The 14834-nt window shown below is 55.9% G+C and carries 16 protein-coding genes; 7 read left to right on the top strand and 9 right to left on the bottom strand.

The window, feature by feature from the left end:
* Window positions 1-206 precede the first annotated feature (206 nt).
* The 3 genes from pykF to KGP25_RS09895 form a co-directional block, all read right to left on the bottom strand.
* Window positions 207-1619, bottom strand: a complete 1413-nt coding sequence (gene pykF, locus KGP25_RS09885; protein ID WP_045284943.1) for a pyruvate kinase PykF — start codon at window positions 1617-1619, stop codon at window positions 207-209.
* A 377-nt stretch (window positions 1620-1996) separates the two neighbouring features.
* Window positions 1997-3142 (bottom strand): PLP-dependent aspartate aminotransferase family protein, encoded by a 1146-nt coding sequence (locus KGP25_RS09890; RefSeq protein ID WP_045910312.1) that lies wholly within the window; start codon window positions 3140-3142, stop codon window positions 1997-1999.
* An 11-nt stretch (window positions 3143-3153) separates the two neighbouring features.
* Entirely contained in the window at window positions 3154-4524 is a 1371-nt protein-coding gene (locus KGP25_RS09895) for a cystathionine beta-synthase (RefSeq protein WP_223540349.1), read from the bottom strand.
* Window positions 4525-4924: 400 nt separating this feature from the next.
* Here KGP25_RS09895 and KGP25_RS09900 point away from each other — a divergent pair, with 400 nt between their 5' ends.
* From KGP25_RS09900 to fumD, 4 genes are all read left to right on the top strand, one after another.
* The gene (locus KGP25_RS09900; protein ID WP_045910313.1) at window positions 4925-5947 is read left to right on the top strand and encodes an ATP-binding cassette domain-containing protein; all 1023 of its coding nucleotides are present in this window, start codon (window positions 4925-4927) and stop codon (window positions 5945-5947) included.
* Entirely contained in the window at window positions 5940-6608 is a 669-nt protein-coding gene (locus tag KGP25_RS09905) for a methionine ABC transporter permease (RefSeq protein WP_008500617.1), read from the top strand. The genes KGP25_RS09900 and KGP25_RS09905 overlap by 8 nt, the downstream gene beginning before the upstream one ends.
* Window positions 6609-6631: 23 nt before the next feature.
* On the top strand, window positions 6632-7444 hold the full coding sequence (locus KGP25_RS09910) for a MetQ/NlpA family ABC transporter substrate-binding protein (RefSeq protein ID WP_223540350.1): 813 nt from the start codon (window positions 6632-6634) through the stop codon (window positions 7442-7444).
* Between the two features lie 110 nt (window positions 7445-7554).
* On the top strand, window positions 7555-7764 hold the full coding sequence (fumD, locus tag KGP25_RS09915) for a fumarate hydratase FumD (RefSeq protein ID WP_023343959.1): 210 nt from the start codon (window positions 7555-7557) through the stop codon (window positions 7762-7764).
* On the opposite strand, the gene KGP25_RS09920 is transcribed toward fumD, so the two are convergent.
* The 4 genes from KGP25_RS09920 to KGP25_RS09935 are packed head-to-tail and all read right to left on the bottom strand — an operon-like array spanning window position 7745 to window position 10839.
* The gene (locus KGP25_RS09920; protein WP_048030750.1) at window positions 7745-8431 is read right to left on the bottom strand and encodes an amino acid ABC transporter permease; all 687 of its coding nucleotides are present in this window, start codon (window positions 8429-8431) and stop codon (window positions 7745-7747) included. The genes fumD and KGP25_RS09920 overlap by 20 nt on opposite strands.
* Window positions 8415-9191 (bottom strand): amino acid ABC transporter permease, encoded by a 777-nt coding sequence (locus tag KGP25_RS09925; protein ID WP_048030749.1) that lies wholly within the window; start codon window positions 9189-9191, stop codon window positions 8415-8417. Before KGP25_RS09925 ends, KGP25_RS09920 begins: the two co-directional genes overlap by 17 nt.
* Window positions 9191-10006, bottom strand: a complete 816-nt coding sequence (locus KGP25_RS09930; RefSeq protein ID WP_048222746.1) for an amino acid ABC transporter ATP-binding protein — start codon at window positions 10004-10006, stop codon at window positions 9191-9193. Before KGP25_RS09930 ends, KGP25_RS09925 begins: the two co-directional genes overlap by 1 nt.
* Window positions 10007-10008: 2 nt before the next feature.
* Window positions 10009-10839: an ABC transporter substrate-binding protein gene (locus tag KGP25_RS09935; protein ID WP_223540551.1), complete on the bottom strand. Its 831-nt coding sequence runs from the start codon at window positions 10837-10839 to the stop codon at window positions 10009-10011.
* Window positions 10840-11085: 246 nt separating this feature from the next.
* Between KGP25_RS09935 and KGP25_RS09940 the strand changes: the two genes are divergently transcribed.
* Window positions 11086-11253: a hypothetical protein gene (locus KGP25_RS09940; protein ID WP_032666818.1), complete on the top strand. Its 168-nt coding sequence runs from the start codon at window positions 11086-11088 to the stop codon at window positions 11251-11253.
* Between the two features lie 92 nt (window positions 11254-11345).
* Here KGP25_RS09940 and KGP25_RS09945 read toward each other — a convergent pair whose 3' ends face one another.
* The gene (locus KGP25_RS09945; RefSeq protein WP_003857665.1) at window positions 11346-11486 is read right to left on the bottom strand and encodes a hypothetical protein; all 141 of its coding nucleotides are present in this window, start codon (window positions 11484-11486) and stop codon (window positions 11346-11348) included.
* 125 nt (window positions 11487-11611) lie between these two features.
* On the opposite strand from KGP25_RS09945, the gene KGP25_RS09950 reads away from it, so the two are divergent.
* Window positions 11612-12394, top strand: coding sequence for an MBL fold metallo-hydrolase (locus KGP25_RS09950; RefSeq protein WP_223540351.1), 783 nt, complete (start codon window positions 11612-11614; stop codon window positions 12392-12394).
* A gap of 72 nt (window positions 12395-12466) precedes the next feature.
* The gene (locus KGP25_RS09955; protein WP_109844381.1) at window positions 12467-13102 is read left to right on the top strand and encodes a carbonic anhydrase; all 636 of its coding nucleotides are present in this window, start codon (window positions 12467-12469) and stop codon (window positions 13100-13102) included.
* A gap of 28 nt (window positions 13103-13130) precedes the next feature.
* Here KGP25_RS09955 and KGP25_RS09960 read toward each other — a convergent pair whose 3' ends face one another.
* Entirely contained in the window at window positions 13131-14726 is a 1596-nt protein-coding gene (locus KGP25_RS09960; RefSeq protein WP_223540352.1) for an FAD-NAD(P)-binding protein, read from the bottom strand.
* Window positions 14727-14834: the final 108 nt, after the last annotated feature.

The following is a 14834-nucleotide window of genomic DNA, read 5'->3' on the forward strand; positions in this document are numbered from 1 at the left end:
TGATCGTTCGCTCAAAGAAGCATCGAATCAGCCGGTTTCGGGTAAAAATCTAAGGAAAAAAAGGCATTTATCATCGGATTCATCTTAGATAATTCGCAATTAAATAGAAAAACCCGATTTGCATTTTGAATGACTTTGGCTAATGCCAGGAATAAAAAAAGCGCCCGACGGGCGCTTTTTATCCAAATTAATTCGTTCGGGAATTATTACAGCACGTGAACAGATGCGGTATTGGTGGTGCCGCTTGGTACCAGCGCGCCAGAAACCATGACCACAACGTCACCTTTCTGTGCCAGACCGCTTTCCAGAGCCAGTGCTTTACCCTGAATGTAGAAATCGTCAGTAGAGGCGATCTCTTTAACCAGATGCGCAACGACGCCTTTGCTCAGCACCAACTGACGAGCGGTGGTTTCGTTGGTGGTCAGGGCCAGGATGGTCGCATCCGGGAAGTATTTACGCACGGCGCGCGCAGATTTACCGCCCTGAGTGGCAACCACGATCAGTGGGGCTTCCAGTTTCTCAGCGGTTTCTACTGCACCGCGGCATACTGCTTCGGTGATACGCAGCTTGCGGCTGTCGTTATTGAAGTCCAGACGGCTGGTCATCACGCGGTCAGTACGTTCACAGATGGTCGCCATGATGCCGACCGCTTCCAGCGGGTATTTACCTTTCGCGGATTCGCCGGACAGCATAACCGCATCAGTACCGTCGAGGATGGCGTTTGCCACGTCGCCTGCTTCAGCGCGGGTTGGGCGTGGGTTTTTGATCATGGAGTCCAGCATCTGCGTTGCGGTGATAACCACTTTACGCGCGCGCACACACTTCTCGATCATCATCTTCTGCGCGAAGATCACTTCTTCAACCGGGATTTCAACGCCCAGGTCGCCACGTGCAACCATGATGCCGTCAGACGCTTCGAGGATTTCGTCGAAGTTGTTCAGGCCTTCCTGGTTTTCGATTTTGGAGATGATCTGGATCTTCTCGCCGCCGTGCGCTTTCAGGTGCTCACGGATTTCAACCACGTCGGAACGCTTACGGATGAAGGAGGCCGCGACGAAGTCAACGCCTTGCTCGCAGCCGAAGATCAGGTCCTGTTTGTCTTTTTCAGCCAGGGCTGGCAGCGCGATGGAGACGCCCGGCAGGTTAACGCCTTTGTTTTCGCCCAGGTCGCCGTTGTTCAGCACTTTACAGATAACTTTGTTGCCTTCGATAGCGGTGACTTCCATACCGATCAGACCATCGTCGACCAGCACGGTGTTACCGACGGACAGATCGCTGGTGAAGCCTTCGTAGGTCACTGCAACGATTTCGCTGTTGCCGACGACGGATTTGTCGGTGGTGAAGGTGAAGGTCTGGCCCGCTTTCAGAGAGACGTCGTTACCGCCTTCCAGTTTGATGGTACGGATTTCTGGACCTTTGGTATCCAGCAGGATGGCCGCTTTTTTACCGGTCTTGCTCATCACGTTGCGCAAGTTCTGGATGCGCTGGCCGTGCTCTGCGTAGTCACCGTGGGAGAAGTTCAGACGCATCACGTTCATGCCGGCGTCCAGCATTTTGCTCAGCATCTCTTCAGATTCGGTTTTCGGGCCGATAGTACAAACAATTTTCGTCTTTTTCATGACAGTCTTAGTCTTTAAGTTGGGAAGGATATGGAAATCTCGCTCCGGGGGCGCACCGCCGCGGAGTCAAACCTGTGTTGCAAAAGAGTATATGACACGCACTAAGGATAGGAGACATCAAATGAGCGTGCAGAAGAAAGTGTGCCTGAGTGACAGCCCAACGAAGGAGAGAAGAAGTTGTACGTTGTTTTTTGTATTCCAAGCGCTGAAACCATTCACCAGGGATTTGGCGCGCATTATACGCTGATTTTAAGATAAAAGGAAAATGGAAACGGTGTTTCAGAAATAATCAATGCTGTTTCACATAATATTGTTATCAAGGCGTTAAGCCATGATGACAACTTGTGGCGGCAGGTGAGTAACCTGCCGCCGTTTGCTTATTTTTGCAGCGCCTGGCTGAGGTCAGCAATCAGGTCTTTTGGATCTTCAATTCCCACCGACAGGCGGATCAGTTGCGGCACAATGCCGTTCGCCAGCCGTTGTTCCAGCGGAATCGAGGCGTGCGTCATGCTGTAAGGCTGGCTTACCAGGCTCTCCACGCCGCCCAGGCTTTCCGCAAGGGTGAACAACTTCAGGTTGCGAATCACCTCGGTGGCGCGTTGCGCATCGCCTTTTACCACGACGGAAATCATGCCACCGGGCAGCGCCATCTGCGTGCGGGCGAGCTGGTACTGTGGATGTGATTCCAGACCAGGATAGAATACCTTTTCGACCAGAGGATGCTGATCGAGCCATTGCGCAATCGCCAGCGCGTTGGTGCTGTGCTTTTCGACCCTCAGCGCAAGCGTGCGAATACCGCGCAGCGTCAGGAAGCTGCTGAACGGATCCAGGACGCCGCCCACCGCGTTTTGCAGATAGCCCAGCTTGTCCGCCAGTTCCTTGTTGTCCCCGACAATCGCCAGCCCGGCCACCACGTCAGAGTGGCCGTTAAGGTATTTGGTGGCAGAGTGCACCACGATATCGAAACCGGACTCCAGCGGACGGTGGATTACCGGCGACGCGAAGGTGTTATCCGCCACGCTGATGACGTTATGACGACGGGCAATGGCCGCGATAGCCGCCAGATCGGCCAGCTTCAGCAGCGGGTTGGTCGGCGTCTCGACCCACACCATACGCGTCTGTGGGCGAATGGCGGCCTCGAGCCCGGCCAGGTCGTCCGGTTTAACCCAACTGACCTGCAGCCCGGTGCTGCGCTTGCGCACATTTTCGATCAGGCGGTACGTCCCACCGTAAACGTCATCAATGGCGACAATATGGCTGTCTTTATCCAGCAGTTCGAGCACCGTGGAGATAGCCGCCAGACCGGAGGCAAAAGCGTAGCCGCGCGTGCCGCCTTCCAGTTCGGCAATCGCCGTTTCCAGCGCATGGCGGGTAGGGTTGCCGCTGCGGGAGTACTCATAACCGGTATGCTCCCCGGGCGCGGGTTGCGCAAACGTCGAGGTGGCGTAAATCGGCGGCATGACGGCGCCGTGCTGGTCGTTGAATTCGCCGCTGTGTACGCTGAGGGTGGCCAGATTTTTCATCATTGATTCCTTTATTGCTGTAGACGGTTGCGCCAGGCGGTCAGAACGTCGCTGCGCGTAATCAGACCGAGAAAACGGTCGTTGTCATTAATGACGGCCACCAGGCCGCGGTCGAAGATGGCGTTCAGGGCGCTTTCCGGCGCGTGTTTATCAAGGAACTCGACCTGACGCGTCATGGCTGCCGTCACCGGCAGCGAGAAGCGATCGCCGTCGCCGCCGATATGCCGCAGGAGATCCCACTCGTCGATAATGCCCACCACCTTGCCGTTCTCCAGCACCGGCAGCTGGGAGATGTCATACAGACGCATGCGCGCCAGGACAGTGGAGAGCGTGTCGTCCGGGGCAGCGGTGACGGTAGCGCCTTCATCGTGGCGCAGGGCGATGTAGTCAGAGAGATCGCCGGCCTGAGGACGCGTGATGAGCCCCTGCTGTCGCATCCAGTCGTCGTTGAACATCTTCGAGAGATATTTATTGCCGCTGTCGCAGGCGAAGGTCACCACCCGCTTCGGCGTGGTTTGCGCCTGGCAATACTTCAGCGCGGCCGCCAGCAGCGTGCCGCTGGAGGAGCCCGCCAGAATGCCCTCCGTTTTCAGCAGCTCGCGCGCGGTGGTGAAGGCCTCGCGGTCGGTGATGCGCCAGGCGCGATTCACCCCTTCAATGTGGGCCAGCGGAGGAATAAAGTCTTCGCCAATTCCCTCAACCAGCCAGGAGCCCGCGTCGTGGTAGCGTCCGGTTTCCACCTGGTCGGCGAGAACGGATCCAGCCGGGTCAGCCAGGACAAACTCCGTGTGCGGAGAGTGCTCGGCGAACCACGCCTGCAGGCCGCCCAGCGTGCCGCCTGAGCCGACGCCCACCACGATGGCGTCGATTTTGCCGTCAAGCTGCTCATACAGTTCCGGCGCCGTGGTGGTGCGGTGCGCCAGCGGGTTGGCTTCGTTGTTGAACTGGTCGATGTAAAACGCGCCAGGCAGTTCGTTCGCCAGACGCTGGGCGTAATCCTGGTAATAGGCAGGATGGCCTTTGTTGACGTCGGAGCGGGTCAGCACCACCTGGGCACCCAGCGCGCGCAGGTGGAAAATCTTCTCGCGGCTCATTTTGTCCGGCACCACCAGGATCAGCGAGTAGCCTTTCTGGGCGGCGATCAGGGCCAGGCCGAGACCGGTATTGCCCGCCGTGGCCTCAATAATCGTGCCGCCTGGCTGCAGCTGGCCGGTACGTTCCGCTTCGTTAATCATCGACAGCGCAACGCGATCCTTAATCGACCCGCCCGGATTTTGGTTTTCCAGCTTCAGGAACAGCGAGCAGGGACCGGTATCAAGCTTATGCAGCTGGATCAGCGGGGTACGACCAATCAGTTCGGTGACGGAGTGATAAATCGTCATGATGTTTTCCTTTCTGGATGTCATGACGGGATGATAGGGCGGTGAAATTTTCTCAATAAAGAACCATTCACTGCCGTTTAGAACAGAAAGGAATATAAATGCCATTTCTGGATGGAAGGACAGCAAGACGTAAAGTTGTCTGGATGTGAGGAAGGCTATATCGGGATAAAATGCTGCAAAAATGAGCGTTTTTTGCGCCCGTCCGCCAGCAGATATGCATCCGGCAGATAATCATTGCTGAAATTGGTCTAAATGCTTCCCACCCGGTAAATCCGCTGTTTATTGCCGAAAGTTATAACACATTCTTTTTTGTTCATTTAAAAGCTGATAACGCCTGTTTACTATCGTTTGGACATCCATACTGCTAAACCGCCACGGGCGGCACGGATAACGAATAAGAATGATTGTACTGAGCAATATTTCGAAGGTTTTTGACAACGGAAAGGTGGCACTCACAGCCGTTGATAATGTCAATTTGACGATAGCACAGGGACAAATATACGGGATCATTGGTTACAGCGGCGCAGGTAAAAGTACGCTTATCCGCCTGCTGAATGGTCTGGAAAAACCGAGCAGCGGCAGCGTAACCATCAACGGGCAGAACATTTCTGCCGCAAAAGGTGAAGCGCTGCGCCAGGCGCGTCTGAAGATCAGCATGGTGTTTCAGCACTTCAACCTGCTGTGGTCGCGCACGGTCAGCGAGAATATTGCGTTCTCGATGCAAATTGCTGGCGTACCGAAAGCCGAAATAAAGGCCCGCGTGGCCGAGCTTATTGAACTCGTTGGCCTGAAAGGTCGCGAGCATGCTTATCCGTCACAGCTTAGCGGTGGGCAAAAGCAGCGCGTGGGCATTGCGCGTGCGCTGGCTAATCGCCCGGATGTGCTGCTCTGCGATGAAGCCACCTCCGCGCTTGACCCGCAGACCACCGATCAGATCCTCGATCTGCTGCTGGATATTAACCGTCGGTTCAAGCTGACCATCGTGCTGATCACGCACGAGATGCACGTGGTGCGCAAAATCTGCGACCGCGTGGCGGTGATGGAGAACGGTAAAGTGGTGGAAGAGGGCGACGTGTTGAGCGTCTTTACCCATCCGCAGCAGCCGATTACGCAGCAGTTTGTCCGTCAGGTGAGCCAGTACGCTGAAGAAGAAACGTTCAATACCGAACTGGCAAACGATCTGGAAGGTACGGTCATCAGGCTGACTTTTACCGGGCACAGCACGCACAAACCGATTGTGGGCGAACTGACGCTGCGCTACGGCCTGCCGTTTAACATCCTGCACGGAAAAATGACCCAAACCGCTCACGGCGTGTTTGGTCAACTCTGGGTGCACGTCGTGGCATCTGATGAACAACTGAACAATATCCTCGCCGACCTGCAGCACAGCGATATTGAAGGCGAGGTGATTAAACATGGCTGAGAATCTCTTTCCGCATCTCAAGTGGGATCAGCTCTGGGCGGCGACGCTGGAGACGCTGTACATGACCGCGCTTTCCGGCGTGGCGACCTTTGTATTAGGCATCGTGCTGGGTCTGGCGCTGTTTTTAACCGCGCGCGGCGGATTGTTCCACAACCGCACGGTGTATAGCGTCATTTCGATTGTGGTGAACGTGTTCCGCTCGATTCCGTTCATCATTTTGATTGTGCTGCTGATCCCGTTCACCAAGACCGTTGTCGGCACCATTCTTGGCGCCAACGCGGCGCTGCCGGCCCTGATTGTGGGTGCCGCACCGTTCTACGCACGCCTGGTGGAAATCGCCCTGCGTGAAGTGGATAAAGGCGTGATTGAAGCGACGCGTTCGATGGGCGCACGACTGAGCACGCTCGTATTTCGGGTTTTACTGCCGGAATCATCACCTGCACTGGTATCGGGTATTACGGTAACGCTGATTGCGCTGGTGAGCTACAGCGCAATGGCGGGGGTGATTGGCGCCGGTGGTTTGGGAAATCTGGCTTATCTGGAAGGATTCCAGCGCAACCATGGTGACGTCACGCTGGTGGCAACGGTGACCATTCTGATCATCGTTTTCATTATCCAGTTCTGCGGCGATGTCATTACTTCACTGTTAGATAAACGCTAATAAATACACACAGGAACCACATCATGAAAAAGACACTGACACTGATCGCCGCTGCAACCCTGAGCGCCCTGAGCTTCGCCTCCTGGGCCGACACCCTGACCGTGGGGGCATCCAACACGCCGCATGCGGAAATTCTGGAGCAGGCAAAGCCGATTCTGGCGAAGCAGGGTATCGACCTCGAGATTAAACCGTTCCAGGACTACATTCTGCCGAACACCGCGCTGGCGGGCCATGACATCGATGCGAACTATTTCCAGCACATTCCTTACCTGAACAGCGTGCTGAAAGATCATGCGGGCGATAAGGACTACGATTTTGTCAGTGCGGGCGCGATCCACATTGAGCCAATCGGCATCTACTCCAAAAAATACAAGTCGCTGAAAGACCTGCCGGAAGGTGGCAAGATCATCATGCGTGACGCGGTTTCTGAAGAGGGCCGTATTCTTTCTATCTTCGAGAAAGAGGGCGTGATCAAGCTCAAGCCGAGCATCGATAAAGTGACCGCGCGCATCAGCGACATCGTCGAGAACCCGAAAAAGCTGAAGTTCACGCCTAACGTTGAAGCGTCTCTGCTGCCGCAGATGTACAACAACAACGAAGGCGATGCGGTGGTGATTAACGCCAACTACGCGATTGACGCCGGTCTGGATCCGGTTCACGACCCGATTGCGGTTGAGAGCGGTGAAAACAACCCGTATGCCAACATCATCACCGTGCATCGCGGTGACGAGAAGAAGAAAGACATCGTCGCGCTGGTGAACGTGCTGCACTCGAAAGAGATTCAGGACTGGATCCGCACCAAGTACAAAGGCGCGGTCATTCCAGTAAACAACTAATTAGCTGATTTTACAGATGAAGCCCGGCGAGTTCTTCGCCGGGCTTCTTTTTTGTATCCGGCAGGAGAATCATTTAAGCTCAACGTTTAACAGGCAATGGAGTGATGACGATGGGTAACGTGACCAAAGATGAAGCGCTGTATCAGGAGATGTGCCGGGTGGTCGGGAAGGTCGTGCTTGAGATGCGTGATTTAGGGCAGGAGCCAAAGCATATTGTCATTGCCGGGGTACTGCGTACCGCGCTGGCGAACCAGCGCGTGAAACGCAGTGCATTGACAACCGAGGCAATGGAAACGGTGGTTAAAGCGCTGGCCGGGTAAGGCGCCAGCGTTTCGCAAGCTGCTCGAGCGAGCAGCAGAGCAGGTAGTAGACCACGCCCGTAAAGATAAAAATGGCCGCCGGATAGATTTGCACCCGGTTGTTGACCTGTCCCGCAACCGTGGTCAGCTCCGGGACGTTCACGATAAACGCCAGCGACGTATCCTTCAGCAGGCTGATAAAAATCCCCACCAGCGACGGCAGAATATTCCTCAGCGCCTGCGGCAGCAGCACGCGCCACAGGGTTTGCTGCGTGCTGAATCCCTGTGACAGCGCGGCTTCGAACTGCCCGGTCGGCAGCGCGCTCAGTCCGGCCAGCACTGAGTGCATCACGGTGGCCGCTGTAAACCAGGCCAGCGCCAGCGTGACGGTCAGCGCCCCGGGCAGATCGCCCCCGGTCATGAGCGGCAGGAGATACCACATCCAGAAAATCACGAAGATGAGCGGGATCCCGCGAATCAGCTCTGCCCATAAAAAGAGGACTTTTCGCACAAGCCCGGTAAAGCGCCAGGCCAGGCACGCGAGCAGTATCCCTCCGGGCAGAGCGATAACCGCAGCGCCTGCTGCCATCATTAACGAAAGCAGTACGCCTCCCGGTTCACCGGCTGCCGCGCGTCCCCACAGCAGATAATCGAGGTTATCGGTGATGACATTAAGTCCGGCAATCATGTTTTTCACTCCCTGTGGTGGCGACGATCGGGCGTTTACGTTTCGCCTGCGGCCCAAGGCGGACCAGCACCATTCCCATGACCAGACCGGTCAGCAGATAGAGTGCAGTACCGAGGGTAAATGCCTCCAGCGCGTGTGCGTTAAAGCTTTCGATCTGCCTGACCTGGTAGGTGAGCTCGGCGAAGCCAATCCCGCTGGCGAGCGAGGAGAGCTTCATCAGGTTGAGATACTGGCCCACAACGGGCTGCCAGGCGTTAGCCAGCCCCTGCGGCAGCAGGATGTAGCGAAACACGCGCCATGCTGAGAATCCCTGGGCCAGCGCCGCCTCCCGTTGCCCGACTGGCACAGAACGCAACCCGGCTTCCACTTCTTCGATTAAAAACGCCGAAGTAAAAACGCCCAGCCCCCAGGCAGAACATAAAAATTCGGGCGTAAACCACCAGACGTCGCCGGGCAGAATGGACCAGCTGTGATCGGCGTTGACCACGTCGCGAAACGCCTGCGGCAGCCCGTTCCAGGCGGCAAAATACCAGAACAGCAGCTGCACCAGCAGCGGCGTATTGCGAAACAGCGATACCCAGCCGCTGACGATCGCTTTCCCGACGCGTCCACCGGACAGGCGCAGGAGCATAAAGAGCAGTGCGAGCAGGCTGGCCAGCGCGATCCCCGCCAGCGTCACCCACAAGGTGGTGAGAAATCCGGAAAGTATCCACTGCAGAGGCTGTCCGGTCAGTACCCCCTGCCAGTCGAGCGCGGGCATTACAGATGCTCCTGATGCAGCGGATCCAGCACCTTTTGCAGGAAACGCTGCGCGCGCGGATGCGCTGGCTGGCTGAAAAACTGCGCTGGCGGCGCGGTTTCCAGAATTTGCCCGCCGTCGATAAAGACAATCCGGTCGGCGATTTCCCGGGCAAACTGCATCTCATGGGTCACCACGATCATCGTGATCCCGCTGTGGGCGAGGGCTTTCATCACGAACAGCACTTCACCAATCATCTCCGGATCCAGCGCGGAGGTGGGTTCATCGAAAAGAATGATTTGCGGTGAAGAGGCGAGGGCGCGGGCTATCGCCACGCGCTGCTGCTGTCCGCCGGATAGCTCTGCCGGGAAATGGTGGGCCTTTTCCAGCATCCCGACTTTCTCCAGCAGGGCCAGCGCGCGCGCCTGGGCTGGCTGTGGCTTCCAGCCGTGAACGTGCTCCAGTGCCAGGGTAATGTTCTGGCTGGCGGTGAGATGGGCATAAAGATTGAACTGCTGGAATACAAACCCCACGCGGCTTCGCAGCTGGCGCAACCCGCTACCGGAGAGCTTTCCGGTAGGCTTGTTGTCGACCAGGATCTCTCCGCCGCTCAGGGGTTCAAGCTGGTTGATAAGACGAATCAGGGTGGATTTACCGGAACCCGACGGGCCGAGGATAGCAACCACTTCACCGGGCGTGATGGTGAGGTTGATGTCGTTCAAAACCTGATGGTCACCGTAGCGTTTGTCCACATGACGAAACTCGACGCTGGCCTGTTCCAGATGTGAAAAATCCGCGGCACCGGCCGCGGAGTGTGAAAATAAACCTGAGAGCATAATTACCTGGCTTCTATTTTAAAGCCGCGAGGCTGTGGAGCAGGGGTGCCAGGACCAAACCAGACATCATAGATTTTTGCCGCCTGACCGGTCTTCTCGAGATTCACCAGCTCGTCGTTGACGGCTTTCAGCAGTGCCGTTTCACCTTTCTTCACCCCCACGCCAATCTCTTCTTTACTGAGCAGATCGGGCAGGATTTTGAAGTTGGCTTTGTCCGGCGCCTGCGCCAGCAGACCGGCCAGAATGGTGCTGTCCTGAGTGATGGCCTGTACGTTGCCGTTGCGCAGTGTGGTCAGCGCCAGGGGAATGTCGTCATAAGAGAGGACGCGGGACTGCGGGAAACGCTGATGCAGCGCCTGCTCGCCTGTTGTGCCTTTGACTGCGCCAATGCGCGCCCGGCTATAGTCATCGAGCTTGTCCGGTGATTTCGCCGGAACCAGGAACTGCTGGCCAGTGACGAAGTAAGGCGTCGAGAAATCAATGACCTGTGCGCGTTCCGGGGTGATAGTAATATCCGCCACGATCAGGTCGGCTTTGCCGGACTGCAGCAGCGGAATGCGGTTGGCCGGATTGGTGGCAACCAGTTCAAGCTTCACGCCGAGCGATTTTGCCAGCGCTTTGGCGAAGTCCACGTCGTAACCCACGATCTCATGCGTTTTGGCATCAATCGAGCCAAACGGCGGGTTGGCATCAAACGTGGCCACTTTCACCACCCCTGCTGCCTTGATATCCGCCAGCTGATCGGCCTGCGCCTGCGCTGAAAACAGGCCCCAGGCTGCCACTACGCCCAGAGCCAGCGTCCGTTTTTTAAACCCTTTCATTTTTGCTGCCATAGTCATTCGCCATCCCGTTGTTTTTGTTTTACCCCGTTACGCTCCCATAAGGGAAAGCTATCGCCAAATAAGAAATCGTTCTTTGCTATGAGCAAAAAAGCATTAGTGAACAAGGTGTTAATGAAGAGTGAAAAGGACGAGGGTGCTATTTGCAGATCCTGCACATCGACAGTGGATTTTGGTATTTCCCCTGCACGGGATTGGGGTGCTTAACTGAAGGCAGATACGGCGAGAGAGGGTAAGACGATGAAAAAATGGATCAGCACGTTACGGCGGTTTTTTGCGGCCCGGCCAGCGAATGCGGAGAACAGCGCGCAACGTGTTCTTGAGTCGATACTGCCTGTCGCCAGCCTGTATGGCGTAGACGTTGCCAACATTGACCCGGAGTGGTTCCATGATAAAACGCCACGCTGAACTGCGCCGCACGCGCGAAACGTACTGGAACGAAGTGTGCGTGACGTTTAACGAGTGAAATAAAAAAGCACCGGTTTCCCGGTGCTTTTTTATTAGATCTTGCAGGCGTCGCCGCAGTCGTCGTCGGCGACAATCGCCTGCGCTTTTTTATCCGCATCGTCCAGACGTTCCGCATTACGCTCTTCTGCTTCATCCAGACCGTTAAACACTAAGTTATCGAGATCAATTTCCATGTTGCACCTGCTCTGTTCAGTTTTCGATACTGGCACAGTATAGGGCAAAAAAAGCCAGCAATGTACCTCGCAGCACATAAGGATAATCCCTGCCATACTCAGTGCTTTATCGCTGAGGAGAGCACATGATTACACTCTGTAAAACCTGTGGAACCGCCTACGATACGCAGCCGGACAGATGCCCAATTTGTGAGGATGAACGCCAGTATGTGCCCATCACGGGGCAGGCGTGGACCGATCACGATACCGTCAACGCGACGCACAGCAACAAATGGCAGCAGCTGGAGCCGGGATTGTTCGGTATCAAAACCGTTCCGGCGTTTGCTATCAACCAGCGGGCGCTGCTTCTGCAAACGCCGCACGGCAACATTCTCTGGGACTGTATCGCCAACCTCGATGCCGCAACCCAAACCCTCATCGCCTCGCTCGGCGGCATCAGCGCAATTGCGATTTCACACCCGCACTATTACACCACGATGCAGGAGTGGGCTGCGGCGTTTGATGCACCGGTGTACCTGCACGCCAGCGACAGAGAGTGGGTGATGCGCGACAGCCCAGCCATTCATTTCTGGGAAGGCGATGCGCTGGAGATTTTCCCGTCTGTTACCCTGCTGCGTCTGGGCGGGCATTTTGCCGGGGGAACGGTGCTGCACTGGCAGGAGGGGAACGGGGTGCTGCTGGTGGGCGATATTCTGCAGGTCACGCCGGGTAAAGACGCCGTCTCGTTTATGTGGAGCTATCCGAACTATCTTCCGCTGCCTGCCCGCACCGTGGCGTCCGTCGTGAGTCATCTGGAAGGCAGAACGTTTGAACGTCTGTACGGCGCGTTCGAAGGGCAGAACATCCTCGCTAACGCGGACGAAATTGTGCAGCGGTCGGGCCAGAAATATATTGCTTGTCTGAAGTAAACCACGATGGGTAAACTTTACGAGTGTGATCTCGATCATACCTAAACTAAAACAGATAAAAGAGACATTGCTATGCAACATATCATTGAAGGTTTTCTCAGCTTTCAAAAAGAGATTTTCCCGCAACGTAAAGAACTCTTCCGCAGTTTAGCGTCCAGCCAGAATCCCAAAGCGCTGTTCATCTCATGCTCCGACAGCCGTCTGGTCCCGGAACTGGTCACCCAGCAAGAGCCAGGACAACTCTTTGTCATTCGTAATGCTGGCAACATTGTGCCGCCGTTCGGACCGGAGCCAGGCGGTGTGTCCGCTACCATCGAATACGCCGTCGTGGCGCTGGGCGTCACGGATATCGTGATTTGCGGTCACTCCAACTGCGGCGCGATGAAGGCGATTGCCGATAACGCGAACCTGGAGCCGATGCCTGCCGTGTCACACTGGCTGCGCTATTCCGACGCGGCAAAAGCGGTGGTTGAGAAGAAAACCTGGGATAAGCCGATCGATAAAGTTAACGCGATGGTGCAGGAGAATGTGTTTGCGCAGCTGAGCAACATTAAGACCCACCCGTCCGTTGCGGTGGGCCTGCGTAATAACTCCATCCGACTGCACGGCTGGGTGTACGACATTGAAAGCGGCGAAATCCTCGCGCTGGATAAAGCGACGAAAAGCTTCGTCTCGCTGTCGGAAAACCCGGAAGTCTTCTTCGAGTAACCCGCAACAGCAGGGCACGGATGCCCTGTCAGTATTCAAAATAGGGTAATCTCCGCCGCACGCGTGACGCGGGTTTTTCCGCCGCTTTCGCCATCGCCTCTGCAATCTCTGCACACTCCACCAGCCCCTGAACGAAGGGACGATCGTGCATCAGCCACGGTATCGCACCGAAGGCGATGCGCCCGCGAACGGTGTCAGGCGCTTTTAAGGTGTAATCCTCGCCGATATCGGGTATCTCATCGCCGGTCGCTTCCAGCTGTTTTCGCAGCGTCGGGAAGGACAGATCTTTCGTTTTGAGCGGCTTTTGTCCGCGAGCGTCAATAAATACGTCGAAACGATAGACGGTCTCTTGTGTGGTTATTACCGTTCGATCGCTGCCAACGTTGAGCGTGTAGTCGTCACCGAGCGCGGCCACGCTGATGATGCCGGCTTCGCGAAGCGCGAGCAGCCTGCGGATAGACTGCGGAGGAATGGCGGCATAGTTGTCGATAAATACCCGAGCCAGGCCCTGCTTAAAGCGTTTTCTGTCCTGCTCGCTGAGATGGGGAACGATCTCCTGAACGACCTCATGCAGCCGCAGCACGGTATAGCGCCAGGCCACGGTACGGCGTTCCCGTTTGTTGCGTTCAACCTCGTTGAGATTCTCTTCCGCCCAGGTAAAGGGGCCGTGGCGTTGACGATCCTCAAACCAGGCCTCACGAACAGTGTCCGCATTCAGCGTATGCAGAGACATCTTCTCGCACCACGCCGGATCGGCAAGCTGAAGCTCTTTGACCATCAGGGCAAAAATGCGGTCAAGCAGGCCATCCGGTCCTTTGGCTATCTCGCTTTCCACCACGAATTCGGTCAATACCGACAGCGGCTCGTAAGGAATAGGGCAGTAAAAATCGGCTTCCGGCAGAATGCCCGTCCGGGACATCAGCGTAATGTGTAACCCTTCGCTGCTTTTGTCGAGGATGAATTTACCGTCACGAAACGCACCGTGCTGCATCACCACCGCCATAGCCGCGTCCAGGCCGCTCAACGAGGTGCCCATAATGCCCACGCGGCAAGGGGGAATGCGGGCGTCCATCAGACCGGACCACGGGCTTGGGAAGAACGTGCGCGTGGCTTCATCCTCCTCTGGCCAGACGTGGCCGGTGGCAATAACCGCCAGGTCGAATTGATCCGGTAAGGTGCGGTCGTTGACCGAAATCGTCACGCCGGTTGTCGAAGGGATGATGTCGGTGACCTTCGCGGATTCATGGACCTTAACCTCGAACCCCAGCTTTTTCGCCTCTTTTACGATTGAACGAAAACTGTCGCGAAAGTACTCTCCCAACAGAAGCCTGGGCAGGAACTGTCGGTCATGCAGGCTGGCTTTATCCACCTTAAAGCGTGCCAGATGGGCGTCGCTCTGTTCCTTAAGCCAGTCGAGGTAGGTCATAAAAATGGGCGGGATTTCAATGCTCGCAATGTTCGCCAGCATCAGTCGGGAATTATCGTCGTCGTTATAGGGCATGCCCACGCCGGCTTCATCAGCCTGTTCGAAAACGGAAACAGAGAGCGGCGTGCTGTTTTGAAGCAGGTGATAAAAGGTGTAAATCCCTGTGGGGCCGGAGCCGATAATCGCGATCTTCTTCATCGACACGTTTCCTGTGTTTTTTTCCATAGGAAAAGCGTAGCAGGAGAATAATGATGAAAATAAAGGATTAAGAAAATTCAGACTATCAGAGGAGAATTTGCACCATTT

The sequence above is a fragment of the Enterobacter sp. JBIWA003 genome, assembly GCF_019968825.1.
Lineage (GTDB): Bacteria > Pseudomonadota > Gammaproteobacteria > Enterobacterales > Enterobacteriaceae > Enterobacter > Enterobacter quasiroggenkampii.